Consider the following 17195-nt stretch of genomic DNA (forward strand, 5'->3'; position numbering starts at 1 on the left):
GGCGCTAGTCTGGGAAGCGGGCGTTCGGGGCGTCTTCGCGCCGGAGACACGCAACAGTCCGACAGGCTAAAGCGAACGGCTCTGATAGCCCGACCATGGAGTTCCACGAGGCCGCGAACTTCCTCTTCGAGTTGCGCCGGTTCGCCCCACGACCCGGTACTGATGCCACGCAGGACCTGCTCTCGTCGCTCGGTGACCCACAGGAGGGACTTCGCTGCGTCCAGATTGCGGGGTCCAACGGGAAGGGGTCCACCGCGCGGATGGTCGAACGAACGTTGCGGGAAGCCGGCCTCGATGTCGGGCTGTACACCTCGCCGCATCTCGACGACGTGCGCGAGCGGATTCGTATCAACGGCCGGAAACTCTCCGAGGCCGCCCTCGTCGAGTTCGTTGAAGCGATCCGGACGTACGTGACCGAACAGGGCGCGGCCAACGACTCGCCTACCTTCTTCGAGACGATGACCGCGATGGCGCTGTGGGAGTTCGACCGTCAGGACGTAGACGTCGCGGTGCTGGAAGTCGGTATCGGCGGTCGGTACGACGCTACAAGCGTGGTCGACCCAGTCGCCAGCGCTGTCACGTCCGTAACGCTCGAACACACAGACATTCTCGGCGATACTGTCGCGGAAATCGCCCACGACAAGGCCCACGTCGCCCCCGAAGACGCTCCACTGGTGACCGGAACGACCGGCGACGCGCTCGCGGCCGTCCGCGAGGTTGCCGGCGATGTTGTGACTGTCGGAGAGGGCGACGACGACGTGACGGCGACGTATAATGGTCGCGAGGGACTGGAAGGGTCGGTCTCGGTCGACGGTTCCGACTGGAGCGTCGATACCTACCTCCCGCTGCTGGGCGCACACCAGGCGCAGAACGCCGGAATCGCAGCCACGCTGTGCCAGCAAGTCGCGGACATCTCACAGACGGACCTCGAACGGGGCCTGCGAAACGCCCACTGGCCCGGTCGGTTCGAGGTGATGAATGAGTCGCCGCTGGTCGTCCTCGATGGGGCACACAACCCCGGGAGCATCGAGCGCACCGCGGAGACGCTGTCCTCGTTCGACTACGACGACCTCCACGTCGTCATCGGCGCGATGGTCGACAAGGACCACGAGCGCATCGCCGCGGCGTTACCGGACCCGGACCACGTCGTCGCCTGCCAGCCCAACGTCGACCGGGCGGAGTCTCACCGCGTTGTCGCGGCCGCAGTGGAGAACGCGACCGACGCGACGGTCGAGACGCGCAGCGACGTTGCGGGGGCGCTGGATATCGCACTCGACGCCGCGGAAGCAGGCGATGCGGTCCTCGTGGTTGGGTCGCTGTACGCTGTGCGGGAGGCCCGGACCAACTGGTCGCGCTCGCTGGTCCCCAAACAGGTCGACTCGCTGGCCGAGGCCCGCGAGACCATGGAGAGCGCCCACGTTACCGCGGCCGGGACCCAGCGGATGCGAGGCAAGGGCGTCCACCGCGTCCTGCGCACCCGCGTCCAGCCGCGACAGGCCCAGTATCTCAAGGAGGAACTGCTGTCGCTGGGCGGCGAATGTGCGATTTCCGGCCTGAGCGGTCAGGACGAGGAAGCCATCGATGTGGTCATGATGGCGACGATGGCGCAGTACAGACGCCTCGCGGAGAAGTTGGACGGCCAGTCCGACGGGCTCGCGTCGTTCGCCGACGAGCTACGGGCCGCGCTGTCTATCCAGCAGCCCGAGCCGGATACGTCGACAGTGTATCCCTGGGACGACAGCACGGCAGTCATGGGCATCTGCAATATCACGCCGGACTCCTTCCACGACGGCGGCGAGTACAACGCCGTCGAGGACGCTGTCGCCCGCGCCGAGCAAATGGTCGAGGCCGGCGCGGACATTCTCGACATCGGCGGGGAGTCGACCCGACCCGGTGCCGAACCGGTCCCGGTCGAGGAGGAAATTGACCGCGTCGTCCCGGTTATTGAGGCGCTTTCGGAGCTGGACGTCGCCATCTCCGTCGACACGCGGAAGGCCCCCGTCGCGCGGGCGGCACTCGACGCCGGGGCAGACATCCTGAACGACGTGTCCGGGCTGGAAGACCCCGAGATGCGACTCGTCGCCGCCGAGTACGACGTGCCGGTGGTCGTGATGCACTCCATCGAGACGCCGGTCGACCCGGATAGCGACATCCACTACGACGATGTGGTCGAGGACTGTATTGACCAGTTGACCGAGCGTGTCTTGCTCGCCGAAAAGGCCGGACTCGACCGCGACCAGATTATCGTCGACCCGGGCATCGGCTTCGGAAAGTCGGCCACAGAGAGCTTCGAACTACTCGACCGACTGCCAGAGTTCGAGGCGCTTGGCTGCCCTATTCTGGTCGGACACTCTCACAAGTCGCTGTTCAGGCTGGCCGGACAGGAAGCGGGCGACTGTCTGGAGGCGACCATCGCCGGGACGACGCTGGCGGCCGAGCGAGGGGCCGATATCGTTCGAGTCCACGATGTCCCGGAGAACGTTGCCGCCGTTCGCGTCGCCGAGGCGGCCCGTGATCCACAGAAGTTCGAGGACTGAGTCGGCCAGCCAAACAGACAGTCGGACAACCGCCAGACTAGACCGCCATACCCGGATATTCCCTCCAATTATTTATGTTTCTCAACGATGAGAATTAGGGGCGAACATATAAGCCTTATGTCGGTTGACTCCTCGCCATGGCATTTCAGAGCGAAAGTACAAGCTCTCGAAAACGGATCACTAAATCTGATAGGGCTGGCGTCGATGGCGGGACACTGACAGACCGTATCGGACTGGACGCCGGGGAGATACGCTGGCGAAAGGAGTTCACTGGGTTTGACGAGTCGGATGTCGACAATCTCACCGCGATGGCGGACGAGACGAACGCCCGGGCCGAATCTGTCGTCGACGATTTCTACGATCATCTCCAGTCGTACGATGAAACCGTCGAGATCTTCGGGCGGTCCACCAAGTCAGTCGACCAACTCAAGAACACGCAGACGCAGTACCTCCGGGACCTCGTCGCCGGGAGCTACGACAAACAGTACTTCGAGAACCGGGCCCGTATCGGGAAGATTCACGATATGCTCGACCTCGGGCCGAAAATCTATCTCGGGGCCTACAGCATCTATTTCGAGCACTTCTTGCGGACAATTGTCGAGGACCTGCAATCGGGCGACGCTGCCCGGGACGAAGCGCTCGAAGAAATGCAGTCGCGGGCGCTCTCCGTGTTCAAACTCCTCAATCTCGACCAGCAGGTCGCGATGGACACCTACATCGACTCGTACAGCCAGCGGCTCGAATCGGCAATCGATGACCAGCAGGCGCTGATGGAGGAGGTCGAGAGCGGGCTCCAGGAACCTATCGACGAACTGAGCACCTCCGCTGAGGCGGTCGCTCAGACGAACAAGCAGATCACTGCGACAGCCGAGACCCAATCCGAGTCGATGGACGAGGTGGCGGGCGAGGTCGCAGATATGAGCGCGACCATCGAAGAGATTGCGTCGACCGCCGAGGAAGTCGCGAGTACCAGCACGTCGGCTGAGCAGAAGGCTGCACGTGGGAACGAAGCCGCACAGCAGGCTGCGGCCATGATGAACGACGTCGACGACGCCGTCGATACGGTTTCGGAAGATATCGCGGGCTTACAGGAGCAGGCCGACGAAATCGATGACATCGTCGAAGTGATAAACGACATCGCGGACCAGACGAACATGCTCGCGCTGAACGCCTCCATCGAAGCCGCACGCGCCGGCGAGGCAGGCGATGGGTTCGCCGTCGTCGCCGACGAAATCAAGGCGCTCGCCGGGGATTCACAGGAACACGCGAACCGGATCGAAGACACCGTCACGGAGATTCAGGACGAGACCGTCGACGCCGTCGAGAGCCTCGAAACCGTGACTGAACAGGTGACGGAGGGCATCGATCAGGTCGAGACGGCAGCTGAACGGCTCGAAGAGATTGTTTCGGCGGTCAACGAGGCGTCACAGGGCATTCAGGAGGTCTCTGCGGCGACCGATGACCAGGCGGCGTCGACAGAAGAAGTCGCCAGCATGATCGACGAGCTGTCGAGCGGTATCGACGATATGTCGGCACAGCTCGACGACCTTGCAGCGACGAACGAACGGCAGACAGAGAAGATACAGGACGTGGCCGAGACCGCTCGTCGACTCGACACCGAACGGCGCAACTTCGATTCCCGCTGAGCCACGTAGTGTTGTGGTGCCCGGGTTGTACCCGCTCCCACACCACCCAAAGAGCTATTCCGGACTGTCGAGAGCACCGCGTATGAATCGACGCGACATCGTCCGCGAGGGCTACGACGATATCGCCGCGACCTACGCGACCGAGCGTGACGGTGAGGGTCGCGAGCGCGATCTGGTCGCAAGCCTCGCGGATCGCCTGCCTGCCGAAAGCCGGGTTCTCGATGCCGGCTGTGGCGCCGGAACGCTCGCGATGGACAGTCTCGCAGCCGAGCACACTGTCACCGGACTGGACATCTCTCGCGAGCAGCTACGAACGGCGCGCGAGCGGGTCCCCGGACCGCGGCTCTGTCAGGGGGACCTGGCAGCGCTGCCGTTCCCAGCAGACACGTTCGATGCGGTCGTCTCACTGCACGCGGTCATCCACGTTCCGCGAGCGGAACACGCTGCCGTCTTCGCCGAGTTCGAACGCGTGCTCGAGCCGGGTGGTCGACTCCTGGCCGCGCTGGGCGACGAACAGTGGGCGGGCACCAACGAGAACTGGCTGGGGACCGATACCGAGATGGCCTGGAGCTTCTACGGGCGCAGTCGCAATCGCGAGCTACTGACTGAGGCCGGCTTCTCCGTCACCGGTGTCGAAACCGTCGACGACGAACTCGGTGGGGTGTTCGCGTTTTTCCGGGCGCGAGCGTAGTCCCATCTCTGCTCACTCCGTCTCGGCCGGCGGCTCGACGGCCTCGGCCTCCGTCTCTGTCACGCGGATGCCCTTTGAAGCGAGGTGGCGCATCTGCCGGCGGACGAAGTCCTCTTCAGTCGTCCCTCGCGTCGCGAGAATGACCATCCGGGCGTCGCCGGCGGGGCGCATCGTTCGACCGGCCCGCTGTGCGCCCTGGCGGCGGGACCCGCCAAGCCCGGAGGCGACGATGGCGAGTTCGGCGTCCGGCAGGTCAATACCCTCGTCGCCGACGCGGGAGACGACCAGCGTGGTCAGCTCCCCGCGGCGGAACTCGTCGAACAGCTTCTCTCGGCGGGCGTGTGGCGTCTCACCGCTGATAAATGGTGCGTCGATGGCCTCGCTGATGGCCTCACCCTGATCGAGATACTCGATGAACACCAGCGCCTTCGCGGCGTGGTTCTCGGCCAGCGCGTAGCGAATCTCGTCTACCTTCCCGGTGTTGCTGGCGGCGGCCTGCCGGCGGTCGTGGCCCGACGTGGAACTGTACTCTGACTGTTCGGTCTCGTTGCCCCACGGCACGAGGCGGATTTCGACCTCCGGCTCGGAGACGTACCCCTCGTCGAACAGTTTGCCCCAGTCGGTCCCGATTGGCGGGCCGACGAGCGTGAATATCTCCTCCTCGTCGTCGCTCTCGCGGGTCGGCGTCGCGGTCAGGCCCAGGCGGTGTTTGGTCTGGAGGTCCGCGCTCCGCCGGTGGATGGGCGAGGGGACGTGGTGGACCTCGTCGTAGACGATGAGCCCCCACTTGCGCTGGTCGAACAGTTTCCGGTGGCGGTCCATGCCGGCGGTGCGGTAGGTGGCGATGGTGACCGGGCAGATGGACTTCTCGCCGCCGTGGTACTCGCCGATGTCGTCGTCAGTGAGCGAGGTGTGCCGGACCAGTTCGTCGCGCCACTGGGTCGCGAGTTCGCGCGAGGGGACGAGAATCAGCGTCTCGCCGCCAATAGCGGCCATCGCACCCATCGCGGCGACGGTCTTGCCCGACCCCGGCGGGCCGACGAACACGCCCGAGCCCTGCTCGGTGAACCGCTCCACCCAGTCCTGCTGGTAGTCCCGCAGGCGCAGGCGCAGATCCATCTCGATAGCGTCGCCCGTTTCGAGGTCGCGGTCGTCCCGAACCGGATAGCCCGCCTCGTACAGTGTGCGCTTGATTTCGGCGGTCGCGTCCTCGTTGACCCACGACTCCGAGTCGGAGATGGGGGCCCGGAGGTGGTCGTCGTCGAGTTTCGGCCGGGCGACGTTGCCCATCAGATCGTCGCTTTCGGCTTCGAGCACGACGTAGCCGTCCTCGTGGGTCTTCAGGCGGAACTTCCGGGCGCGCTCCCACTGGCTCGTCACCCACTCTTCGAGGTGTGGCGAGCGTTCGCCCAGCACGTCTCGCATCGTCGCGAGCAGGTCCTCCAGAGACTCGTGGGGTGCAGCCCAGATGTCCTCCTCGCGGAGTTCGTACACGTAGCCGCCCGAGCGGTTGGTGTCCTGCAGTCGGGCGAACTGCGAGAGTTGCGCACGCGTGAACTGGTCGGGGTGTTCGACCACCACTTCACGGCGGTCGGGAAACAGGACGACGCGCTCGCGGTCGGTCACTTCTGCGATGTCCGTCGGATACCATACAGACTCGACTTCGGACACGTCCTGGCGCTCGATGTCGCCGTCGTCGGCGATCCCCTCCAGTGCCGCCCGCGCCTCGTCGGGCGTCAGATCCGTTTTGCGGGAGAGCTCCGTCGCCGTCAGATGTGGGCGGCCGACAGCATCGATGGCGTCGTAGACGGCGTCGAGTTCGAGTTCCGTGGTGGCATCCGAGTCGTCGTCTCGGTCAGCTGGCTCCTCGACTGTCACTACCGAGTGGAGGGGACCGACGCTCAAACGGGTTTCGTCTGGACAATCCCTGACGCGGCTGCGAATACATACCTTAATATAGCGCCACCTAGACGTGCCGGCATGGTTGAGGGAATCGCGGCTGGACCGTGGTCTATCGTCCCTGCGCTCGTCGCCATCGGTCTCGCCTGGTACACCCGTGACGCCCTTATCGGGCTGTTCGTGGGCATCGTCATCACAGGCGTGCTGGTCGGCGCATTACACCCCCAGGCTGTCGGGGTCCCGTCGGACCTGATCACCGCTGGCGGTGAGGTGGCCACCGTCCAGCCACAGGCCGAGGACGGGAGTCCCTGGACAGTCGGCGTCGGTGGCATCGTACTCGGAGCGATCTTCGGGCTGAAGCTCGTGCCGGAAATCATCGCCACGGCCCCGCTGTTCGGGGAATGGTACGTGAAGAACGTCCTCCTCGCCATCTTCGCCATCGGCGGGCTGATCGGACTGATGATTCGAGCTGGGGCGATACAGGGCGTGCTGGAGTCGCTGGTGGCGCGGGCCGACTCCGCCGCAGACGCCGAGAAGGCCGCTTTCCTGGCCGGTATCGCCATCCATATCGACGACTACTTCAACTGCCTCGTGGTCGGCTCGATGATGCGGCCGCTGACCGACAAGTTCGACGTTTCGCGGGCTAAACTGGCCTACTACGTCGACTCAGCGGGGTCGCCAGCGTCACGGCTCGCGTTCTACTCGACGTGGGGCGCGGCGATGGTCGGCTTCATCGGTGGCGGTCTCGTCGAGGCACAGCAGCAGGGGACGCTCCCGTCGGGCATGACCAACTTCGTCAACACCGGCGGCGAGCAGGTCACTGCGGCGACCGGGGCTGTCTGGCCGCTGTTTTTCAACACGCTGTTTACCGGCTTCTACTCGTGGATTGCGCTCGGCCTCGCTGGCCTTGTCGCGTGGCAGGTCGTGCCAAACATCTACGGGATGGGGACCGAAGAGACCCGGGCGAGAAGCGAAGGGAAGGTCGTCGGAGACGACGCAGACCCGATGATCTCCGCAGAGATGGACGAATACGAGGTGTCCGAAACCGCCACACCGGACTGGCGGAACTTCGCCTGGCCGATCCTCACGATGATTGTCGTCGGCCTCGGCGCGATGTTCTGGCGAGCCAGCCCCGTCATCTACGTCAAGGGGAAGGAAGGGATGGGGACCACACTGCTCCAGCTCGGCAGTTGGCAGCTAATCACGCCGCCGAGCGGGCCGTGGGCGTTCAACATCGGCGGCGTCCAGCTCGGTCTGGCCTCGTTCTCCGCGCTCATCGTCGCCTTCCTGCTGTATCGCTGGAAGGGCGACATCCCGTCCAACGACGACGCGACCGATGCGATGATGGTCGGCTTCAAAGGCATCCTCCTCGCGGCTGTCATCCTGATGTTCGCCAGTTCCATCCAGAACGCGGTGACGATACTGGGCATCTCGTCGTTCGTGACGAACGTCTTCGGCGGCGTGCCGGCGTTCGTCATTCCGGTCGGTGTCTTCCTCGTAACCTCGTTTGTCAGCTTCTCAGACGGGTCGTCGTGGTCGACCTACGGGATCATGTTCCCCATCGCCATCCCGCTGGCGTTCTCGACGGGTGCGAACCTCCCGCTCGTCCTCGGCGCGGTGTTCAGCGGCGGCATCTTCGGCGACCATACCTCACCCATCAGCGACACGACCGTGCTGGCGTCGTCGACGAGCGGAAGCGACCACATGGTTCACGTCAGAAGTCAAGCACCCTATGCCCTCATCGCGGCTGGTATCGCGGCCGTGTTGTTCCTCGTGTTCGGGCTGGTGCTTCCCGAAGGGTTCCGCGTCATCCCGTACTGACTGGCGGCAATTTGTCCACGTCGCCAGCGCGTCTGAGCGACGTTCCGATTAGAAAAGACCGGTATCTTCGATTTGCTTCTCGTAGAGGTCCTCATACTCTGCTCGGACCTGCGCGTGGTCGAATTCGGCGCAGGATTCGTCGACCGTCCGGCGCTCGAATCCGGCTGATTCAGCGATTTTGTCGGCGATTTCCTGCGGGTTCGTCACTCGGAACGCACGGTTGCGCTGCTCGATGAGTTCGTGGGCTGATGACTCAGCCTGGTACTCCACGATGCCGATACAGCCACAGGCCATCGCCCAGAGGAGGTCGGTAGCGAAACACTCGCGAAACGCCGTCTGGACGAACACGTGCGCGCCCTTGTAAATCGAGACGCGCTCCTCTACGTCGCACGCACCGACGAAGGTCACGCGGTCGTCGATGCGGAGGTCGGCGGCCTCCTGTTCGTAGTACGCTCGCTCGGGGCCGTCGCCGATGATCGTCGCCGACCAGCCCTTCTGTCTGAGTTCCGCCAGCCCGAGCAGCAGCGACTCGACGTTCGCGCTGCCGTCCAGTCGGTGGGCGTACACCACGTCGATCTCCTCGCCGGCATCGGTCTCTCTAACGAGGTCCATGTCGATGCTCTGTGGGAGAATCGTGGTCTGGTCCGCCGTCGCTCCCCGCTCGCGGACTCGCGTGCGGACGAGTTCGGACGGTGTGACGAGGCAATCCGACGCGCGGAGCGCGAGGTCGGCCCGGCGGCTCTCGGGCACGTCCTCGTCCCCATACCACTCCGTGAGAAGCGGCGCGCGAGACAGCGTTGCACCGGCCTTGGCCGCGAGTGCGACCGACGACGGCGTCGGGTGGACGTGGACGACATCTGGACGGAACCGGGCGAGCATGACCGGCAGGCGGACACAGAAGGAGGGGATGGTCGGCGAGACGGTGACGGCACGGTAGGTGACGCCGTCGCGCTCGCGCTGATTATCGAATCCCGACCACCACTGCGAACAGAACACTGTCACGTCGTGGCCGGCAGCGGCGAGTTCGGTAGCCACCCGCTCTAGCCGGGTCCGGCCCACTGTGTCCCGGTACTGACTCGTCTCCATGGCGACGACCGCGACACGCATACAGGAGCGACAACGTGGCCGCTCAAAAATCCACCCGTTCGCGGTTGACGACGACAGATGGCGGATTAGCCGTCGGAACTGTCGTTCGACTGGATGTTTATTACAGCGACTCTGCAACGTGTCAGTGTATGAGCGATGATGACGACCTCGAAGCGGAAGTACGGGACCTCCGCGCCGAGGTCGATGCCCTCCAGACACGCATCACCGCCCTGGAATCGAAACTGGACACCGACCCGCCTCCGTCTGTCGGGGACGAAACTGCAACCACTGAAGCGGACACAGCGGCTCCCGGATCGGAGCCCACAGAAAATTCGGGGACAGCGCCAGAGACCGGCGAGACAGCCGTCAGCGACGCGCCTGTCGACGAGCGGAACTGGGAGCGCGACATCGGGATGAAGTGGCTCGGCGGGGTCGGCGGGCTCGCGCTGGTGGTCGGCGTTGTCTTCTTCATTCGTCTGGCCATCGAAGCGGGCTACCTCGGCCCGCTCGGGCGTGTGCTCACCGGCACAGCAGGCGGGCTCATACTGCTCGCAGGCGGTCGATACGCCGCCGAGCGGCAGGGCTACGGCCGATGGGGTCGGCTCGTCGCGGGGACCGGCCTCGCCATCGCGTATTTCAGCGTCTACGCGGCCTACGGTTTCGAGTCGTATCGAGCCGCCATCGGAGCGCCGCTGTGGGTGGTTCTGCTGGTCCTGACAGCTCTCGTGGCCGCCACAGCGGTTGTCTCGGTGCGGGACCACGCACCGGCTGTCGCCGGTGAGGCGTTCCTGCTGGGATACGTCACGGCCTACGTCGGACTCGACGCCGCGTCCTTCGTCGTCTCGCCGGCCTACGTCGTGCTTCCCACGGCCGGGCTGGTGACCATCGCCGCCGTCCGGCCGTGGAGCCGGCTCGTCCTCGGCAGCGTCCTCCCGGCCTACGTGCTCCACCTCGCGTGGCTGGAGCGGCTGGAGCCGCCAGAGGCAGTCGCCACCGCTGTTCTCGTCGCGACGTTCGCCGTCTACGCCGCTGGTGTGTACGTGCTCCGTGCGAGCGACCGAACGGACCGATGGCACCGCCGACTGGTGGAGGCAACGACCGGGCTCAACGCCGTGTTCGCCGTAATCCTGCTGGAAGACGTCGTTCGTCGGCTCATCCCGACAGCGCCAGACGGGGTGGCTGTCGGCGCAGTCGGACTCGCCCTCGGCGGCGTCTACGCCGTCACGGAGTCACGCCTCGGACAGCAAGACAGCGTGGCTGGGGTGCTGGCCGTCGTGCTACTCGCCGTCAGCGTCGTCCTCGCGGCCGACCCGTTCCTCGCGACCGCCGGGCTTCTCGGCCTGCTCTGTGGAGCGCTGACAGTCGGGTCCCGCCGCGACGCGAGAGCGGTTCGGCTCGGCGGGCACCTCGTCGCCGTCGGGACCGTCGCCAAACTGCTCGCCGTGGACGCGACCGAATTACCGCCGTTCTCGCTCGCGGACCCGCTGGCGACCGCGATGGGGCGACCAGCCGCATACCTGCTGGGAATCGCGGTCTTCTACGCGCTCGGTCGGTGGTTCGGCGGCGTATCGGCGACGGTGCCAAGCACTGACCGCGAACTCTCGGTGGCTGCGCCGTACGCCTGGACGGCGACCGGGCTCGCGGTGGTGCTTCTGGGACTGGAGCTTTCGGGGGCGGGGCTGTCGGTTGCGTGGGCCGTCCTGGGGCTCGCGTTCGTCGGGGTTGGCCTCGCGCTGGACGACCGCAGTCGTCGGCTCCGGGGCGTCGTCGTCCTCGGCCTGGTGACGACCAAGGTGTTCCTCTACGACACGCAGGGGCTCGATACGCTCGCCCGGACCCTCTCGTTCCTCGTACTGGGTGGCATCCTCCTCGTCGCCTCGTACGCGTACGCCCGCTGGCAGGGTGAGGAGCCACTCAAGCGACTCTCTGGATAACAGCCGCCGCGTTCAGCTGAATCAGACCACGGCCGCCACAAAGGGTTTTGCCGGTCGCTACGCTCCCTCCCGGTGTGACCGCGTACGACCTCTCTCGCTATCTGAACGTCCGGAGCGCCTACGGCAGTTCGTTCGCGCCGGACGGAACGCTCGCCTTCCTGATGAACACGACCGGCGTCGCCCAGCTCTGGTCGCTGTCGGAGCCCCGCGGCTGGCCCGAACAGTTGACGTTCTACGACGACACCGTGAGCTTCGTCGACTACTCGCCCGAGCGCCAGGAACTCGTCTTCGGCATGGACGAGGGCGGCAACGAGCGGGCCCAGCTGTACCGTCTGGACAACGACGGGCGCGTCCACGAACTCACCGGGATGCCCGACGCGAAACACCGCTGGGGCGGCTGGTCGCCGGACGGCGAGCAGTTTGCCTTCGCCTCGAACCGCCGCGACGAGTCCGTCTTCGACATCTACGTCCAGGACCGCGACGCGACCGGCGGCGACGCGGAGCTGGTCTGGGAGGGCGACGGCTGGCTCTCCGTGGGGGGGTTCTCGCCCGACGGCGAGCGACTGTTAGTCAGCGAAGCCCAGTCCAGTTTCGACCAGGACATCTACGTGCTAGACATCGACAGAGAGAGCCTCACGCATCTCACGCCACACGAGGGGACGATCCGCTACACGAGCGCGTCGTGGGGACCAGACGGCGAGGCGGTGTATCTCGTCACCGATGCCGAGAGCGACACGCTCGAACTCGCCCGCCTCTCGCTTGAGGGTGACCTCGACATCGTGCGCTCGGACGACCAGTGGAACATCGACGGCGTCGCACTGGACAAAGACAGCGGTCGCCTCGTGTACTCACGCAACGTCGACGGCTTCAACCAACTCACCGTCGGCGAACTGACGGGGCCGACCACGGTCGAGACGTTCCCGACGCCGGACCTGCCGGGCGGGCTGGCCGGCGGCGTCTCCTGGGGACCCGATGCCGAACGGTTCGCCGTCAGCGTCACCGGGCGGACGGTCAACACCAACGTGTTCGTCGTGGAGGCCGAGACCGGCGAGAGCGAGCAGTGGACGGCCGCCTCTACGGCCGGCATCCCGCGTGAGACGTTCATCGAGCCAGACGTCGTCCGGTTCGAATCCTTCGACGGGCGAGAGATTCCGGCGCTGTTCTCGCTGCCGGACGGTGCAGCCGGCGGGACCGGGGCTGGCGGAGACACCCCGGTCATCGTCGACATCCACGGCGGCCCGGAGAGCCAGCGCCGCCCGTCGTTCTCGGGCCTGACCCAGTACTTCCTCTCGCGGGGCTACGCCGTCTTCGAGCCCAACGTCCGGGGGTCGACCGGCTACGGGAAGGCCTACACGCACCTCGACGACGTGGAAAAACGGATGGACTCGGTGAAAGACCTGCGGGCCGGCGTCGGCTGGCTCCACGACCAGCCGGCCGTCGACCCCGACAAAATTGTGGCGATGGGCGGATCCTACGGCGGGTTCATGGTGCTTGCGGCGCTGACCGAGTACCCGGACCTCTGGGCGGCCGGCGTCGACGTGGTCGGCATCGCCAACTTCGTGACGTTTCTGGAGAACACCGGCGACTGGCGGCGGGAACTCCGTGAGGCCGAATACGGGTCTCTCGAGACGGATCGGGAGTTCCTCGAATCCATCTCGCCGATCAACAACGTCGACCGCATCGACGCGCCCCTGTTCGTCCTCCATGGGGCAAACGACCCGCGCGTCCCGGTCAGCGAGGCCGAACAGATCGCCGAGCAGGCCGCCGAGCGGGGCGTTCCCGTGGAGAAACTCGTCTTCGACGACGAAGGCCACGGCATCAGCAAACGCCAGAACCGAATCGAAGCGTACATCGCCGTCGTCGAATTCCTCGACGACCACGTCTGAGCGTTACGACAGAAACCCGGCGACGGCGACGGCACGGCGTTTTTAAAAGGGCGTTTCAAGCGACGAAAACGTTCAGGCGGCTTTATGATGCTGCCGAAGCAGCGTTTCGTATGGAGATAGCCGAGCGCTCGCGAGCGCGGGTCCAAGAGCGCCTCGCCCGCCTCGAACAGGAGTTCGGCTCGACACCGGTGGACCAGACCACCTTTTCGGTGGGTGGGGAAGCGTACCAGCGTGCTGTCGAGCGCTCACGAGAGGGGCAGGTGGACGTCCACGCGTTCGTCCACAACGAGTCGGGTGACGTGTTGCTGAGGGACACTGACGGATCCTGGGAAGTCCCCAAGGGCCAGACACAGGGGGCCGAGCGGCCGGCGGCAGCGGTCAGGCGGGTCGTCACCGAAACCGCCGGCGTCGAGTGTACGGTTCGGGACGCGGTTCGGGCGACCATCTGCGGCGTGCGAAACGAGTCGGACTCGAACGCCGAGACGGTGTACCGACTCAGTATCGTGTTCGACGCCGAAATCAACGGTGCTGCGCTCAACGACGGCGATGGTACCGAGGCGGTCGACGAGACAGAAGCGTCGATTCGATGGGACGACGCCAGCGACGTCGCGGTCGCAGAACTGGTTTAGATAACGCCGGTGACCGTCGCCGCTTCTATCGCCGCTTCTTCGCTCATCCCGTCGCCGAGCACCGTGTAGCGGTCGCGTATCTGGTGGGCCGTCGTCAGCGCCTCGATGACCGTCTCGTCGTCGATGCCGAGTTCGTCCGCGGTCGTCGGCGCGCCGATGGCGGCCAGGGCGTCCCTGGCGTCTTTCCACTTCCCCTTCTGGCCGCTGTGGAGGTACTCGGTCATGATGGAGCCGACGCCGACCTGGTGGCCGTGGAGCGCGCCGTCGGGGACGAGCCGGTCCAGCTGGTGGGAAAACAGGTGCTCTGCGCCGCTGGCCGGGCGCGAGGAGCCGGCGATGGACATGGCAACGCCGGAGGAGACGAGCGCCTTCACGACAATCCAGGACGACTCCTCCAGGCCCTTTTTTATCGAATCGGCGCTCTCGACGAGCATCTCGGCGGTCATCTGTGAGAGCGCGCCGGCGTACTCGGAGTAGGGGACGTTCTTGAGCCGGTGGGCGAGCTGCCAGTCGCGGACGGCGGTGTAGTTCGAGATGATGTCGGCACAGCCGGCGGTGGTCAGCCGCCAGGGGGCCTCCGCCAGCACCTCGGTGTCGGCGATGACGGCCAGCGGTGGCTCGGCAGCGACGCTGTGGCGCGTATCGCCCTCGGGGACCGAGCCGCGCCCGGAGACGATGCCGTCGTGGCTCGCGGCCGTCGGCACCGAGACGAAGCCCAGGCCCAGGTCGTCGGCCGCCATCTTCGTGATGTCGATGGCTTTCCCGCCGCCGACGCCCAGCAGGAAGCCCGCGTCTATCTCGGCGGCGTGGTCGATGACCCGCTGGACGGCGTCGAAACTGGCCTCCTCAATAACGATTTCCGAGGGGTCGTACCCCGCGTCCTCGAACTGTTCGACGACCCGCTTGCCAGCGACCTCGTGTGGCGTCGGACTGGAGACGACGAGCGGCCGGCCGGTCAGGTGAAGCTCGCTCACGGCCTCGATTGTCCGGCCGAGGACACCGTGCCCGACCACGACGTTCCGGGGCAGGCGAATCCAGGTACGTTTCTCGAACATGGTTGCCTGTCCCCGGGCACGCGTGAAAACAGTTTAGGTGCGTGGTATCGGTCGCGGCAAACGTTTTGACAACTATCACACACCAATTTTCTAAAAACGAGTATTAAGATCGGCATTTGGGTGGAGTTGTCATGGTACATGACACGACTGACGACGGCATGCGGGCGTCTCGGCGGACGTTTCTGAAGGCGAGGGATAGCCGGCGTGGCGGCCGCGACCGGCACAGGTGTTGGCACCGTCGCGGCGCAACCGGACATCGGGTCGCTCATCGACGACCTCACGCTGGAACAGAAGGCGGGCCAGATGACGCAGGTGGCGATCAGCTCCTTCGAGGCCTTCGAAGCGCTGAAACGCGAACTCGACACGCTCGAAACGGCAGTCCAGACCCGGTACGAGGACGGCTCGCCCGGCGACCACTCTTTCGAGGTCAGCAAGTCCAGACCAACCATCATCAAGCGCCTGAAACGGCACATTGAGGCCGCCGACTGCGAGGTCGTGCTCCAGGTCCCGGCCGACCTGCTCCCCGACATCCGCGACACGCTCCGCCGTGCCCGCGAGCGTGGCATCCTCGTGCTCCTGACCCTGTCGGGCGACGATGCCCAGCTGGGACCACGACGAGACGAACGCGATAACGTTCACACAGGAAGCCGTCGCGGCGGTGCTCGTCGGGTCCTACCTGGGCAACTACTGGCCCATCGGCGAGTGCTGGTCTCGCGGCCCCCTCGCTCCCGGTCCGGTACGACATGTTCCGCACAGTCGTGTTCACGACCGCGCTCGCGCTCCGGGCCGGCGACTCTCTCGTCGCCGACCTCTACGCCCGGGCGACGGGGTCCGACGCCGATTTCAAGGTGATAACCGGCTTGATCGTCGATGTCCGGCAGAACCTCGTTGAGCCCCACGACAGCGACTTCGGCTTCGAGAACTCGCTGGTCGTCGACACCGAGCGCATCACCGTCGGCGGATACGGCGCGTTCCTGGAGGACTACGAGGTCAAGCACACGACGCTGCGTCGAGCGTAGCGGTCACTCGGTCAGACGGTCGATGAGCGCAGTCTCCGTGTCCCGGGCAGGGCCGAACTCGCGGCCGGTTCGGTCGTTCTCCCGATGTTCAGCGACGGTCACGGCCAGTGCCGTCTCATGCGGCGTCGACGACCAGCCTATGTCGCGGAGCTTGGCCGTCGATAGCAGATGCGGCGAATCGCGGTACATAGGGAAATCGTCTGGCTCCAGCCCCGCGGTCGCGAGTTCACGCTCGCCGACGCCGATTGTCTCAACGTCCGTCTCGTGTACGCCGGCGAGCAGGTCGACCCACTCACGGAGCGTCGGCGCGTGCTCGTCGCCGACGTTGTACGCCTCGCCGGCCGTCCCTCGTTGCGCGACGAGGCGGAGCGCACTTGCCACGTCCTCGACGTAGGCCATCTGCCAGAGACTGAGCCCGTCGCTCGGGACGACGATTCGGTCGTACTCGGCCACGCGGTCCACCCAGTAGGCGAACCGTTCGGTGTAGTCGTGGGGGCCGTACACCACGGTCGGCCGGACGCTCATCGCCCGCACGCCGTCGGCCGCGGCGGCGAATACCTCGCGGTCACCCTCGGCTTTCCGCGGGCCGTAAGTCTCGCGGCTGTCGGTCGTCGCCTGCGCGTCGGTACAGCCCGCGAGCGGCGTCTCGCCCTCCCGCTTGGGCGTCCGCTCGACGCCGTAGGCCGCGCCGCTGGAGACGTAGACGTACGCCTCGGCGTCGGCGAACACGTCGGTCGCTTCTCGCACGTCGCGCGGGAAGTACGCCACGCAGTCGACGACAGCGTCCGGGTCGACCCGCTCGCGTGCGGTTTCAAGTCTCTCCCGGTCGTTTCGGTCGCCCTCGATGTGGGCGACGTCGGTGTCAGCGAACGGGTTCGGGTGCTGGCCGCGGGTGAGCATCGTCACGTCGTAGCCTGCGTTTCGGAACTCTGTGACTGTGTGCCGGCCGATGAACCGCCCACCGCCGATGACGAGGACACTGTCCATACACC

Annotated in this window: 13 protein-coding genes; 9 read left to right on the forward strand and 4 right to left on the reverse strand. The window is 65.8% G+C overall.

Features of this window, described 5'->3' with window-relative positions:
* Nucleotides 1-95: 95 nt before the first annotated feature.
* The 3 genes from folP to D3D01_RS01230 all read left to right on the forward strand — a co-directional run bounded on the left by folP (nt 96) and on the right by D3D01_RS01230 (nt 4874).
* Complete coding sequence (gene folP / locus D3D01_RS01220; RefSeq protein ID WP_121510982.1) at nt 96-2537, forward strand: dihydropteroate synthase; 2442 nt, start codon at nt 96-98, stop codon at nt 2535-2537.
* A 137-nt stretch (nt 2538-2674) separates the two neighbouring features.
* Nucleotides 2675-4183, forward strand: a complete 1509-nt coding sequence (locus D3D01_RS01225) for a globin-coupled sensor protein (RefSeq protein ID WP_121510983.1) — start codon at nt 2675-2677, stop codon at nt 4181-4183.
* A gap of 82 nt (nt 4184-4265) precedes the next feature.
* Nucleotides 4266-4874, forward strand: a complete 609-nt coding sequence (locus D3D01_RS01230) for a class I SAM-dependent methyltransferase (protein ID WP_121510984.1) — start codon at nt 4266-4268, stop codon at nt 4872-4874.
* A 12-nt stretch (nt 4875-4886) separates the two neighbouring features.
* Here D3D01_RS01230 and D3D01_RS01235 read toward each other — a convergent pair whose 3' ends face one another.
* On the reverse strand, nt 4887-6752 hold the full coding sequence (locus tag D3D01_RS01235) for a DEAD/DEAH box helicase (RefSeq protein ID WP_121510985.1): 1866 nt from the start codon (nt 6750-6752) through the stop codon (nt 4887-4889).
* Between the two features lie 102 nt (nt 6753-6854).
* Between D3D01_RS01235 and D3D01_RS01240 the strand changes: the two genes are divergently transcribed.
* Nucleotides 6855-8594 carry a Na+/H+ antiporter NhaC family protein gene (locus D3D01_RS01240; RefSeq protein WP_121510986.1) on the forward strand — a complete coding sequence of 580 codons (1740 nt, stop codon included), beginning with the start codon at nt 6855-6857 and terminating at the stop codon, nt 8592-8594.
* Nucleotides 8595-8642: 48 nt separating this feature from the next.
* Here D3D01_RS01240 and D3D01_RS01245 read toward each other — a convergent pair whose 3' ends face one another.
* Complete coding sequence (locus tag D3D01_RS01245; RefSeq protein WP_121510987.1) at nt 8643-9701, reverse strand: glycosyltransferase; 1059 nt, start codon at nt 9699-9701, stop codon at nt 8643-8645.
* Nucleotides 9702-9829: 128 nt separating this feature from the next.
* Between D3D01_RS01245 and D3D01_RS01250 the strand changes: the two genes are divergently transcribed.
* From D3D01_RS01250 to D3D01_RS01260, 3 genes are all read left to right on the forward strand, one after another.
* Nucleotides 9830-11614, forward strand: coding sequence for a DUF2339 domain-containing protein (locus D3D01_RS01250; RefSeq protein WP_121510988.1), 1785 nt, complete (start codon nt 9830-9832; stop codon nt 11612-11614).
* A gap of 74 nt (nt 11615-11688) precedes the next feature.
* The gene (locus D3D01_RS01255) at nt 11689-13500 is read left to right on the forward strand and encodes a S9 family peptidase (RefSeq protein ID WP_121510989.1); all 1812 of its coding nucleotides are present in this window, start codon (nt 11689-11691) and stop codon (nt 13498-13500) included.
* 110 nt (nt 13501-13610) lie between these two features.
* The gene (locus D3D01_RS01260) at nt 13611-14129 is read left to right on the forward strand and encodes an NUDIX domain-containing protein (protein ID WP_101349583.1); all 519 of its coding nucleotides are present in this window, start codon (nt 13611-13613) and stop codon (nt 14127-14129) included.
* Here the strand turns inward: D3D01_RS01260 and D3D01_RS01265 are convergent.
* Entirely contained in the window at nt 14126-15184 is a 1059-nt protein-coding gene (locus D3D01_RS01265; RefSeq protein ID WP_121510990.1) for an NAD(P)-dependent glycerol-1-phosphate dehydrogenase, read from the reverse strand. The two genes, D3D01_RS01260 and D3D01_RS01265, sit on opposite strands and share 4 nt — an antisense overlap.
* Before the next feature lie 303 nt (nt 15185-15487).
* Here D3D01_RS01265 and D3D01_RS01270 point away from each other — a divergent pair, with 303 nt between their 5' ends.
* Together D3D01_RS01270 and D3D01_RS24450 are read left to right on the forward strand one after the other, a co-directional pair.
* A complete protein-coding gene (locus D3D01_RS01270; RefSeq protein WP_233563208.1) occupies nt 15488-16036 on the forward strand; it encodes a TrmB family transcriptional regulator sugar-binding domain-containing protein in 549 nt (182 codons plus the stop codon).
* A complete protein-coding gene (locus tag D3D01_RS24450) occupies nt 15928-16203 on the forward strand; it encodes a TrmB family transcriptional regulator sugar-binding domain-containing protein (protein ID WP_233563192.1) in 276 nt (91 codons plus the stop codon). Before D3D01_RS01270 ends, D3D01_RS24450 begins: the two co-directional genes overlap by 109 nt.
* A 3-nt stretch (nt 16204-16206) precedes the next feature.
* Here D3D01_RS24450 and D3D01_RS01275 read toward each other — a convergent pair whose 3' ends face one another.
* Nucleotides 16207-17190, reverse strand: coding sequence for an NAD-dependent epimerase/dehydratase family protein (locus D3D01_RS01275; RefSeq protein WP_121510991.1), 984 nt, complete (start codon nt 17188-17190; stop codon nt 16207-16209).
* Between the last annotated feature and the right edge of the window lie 5 nt (nt 17191-17195).

Origin of the sequence: Haloarcula sp. Atlit-7R (genome assembly GCF_003666065.1) — an archaeon.
In the GTDB taxonomy this organism is placed as follows: Archaea; Halobacteriota; Halobacteria; order Halobacteriales; family Haloarculaceae; genus Haloarcula; species Haloarcula taiwanensis.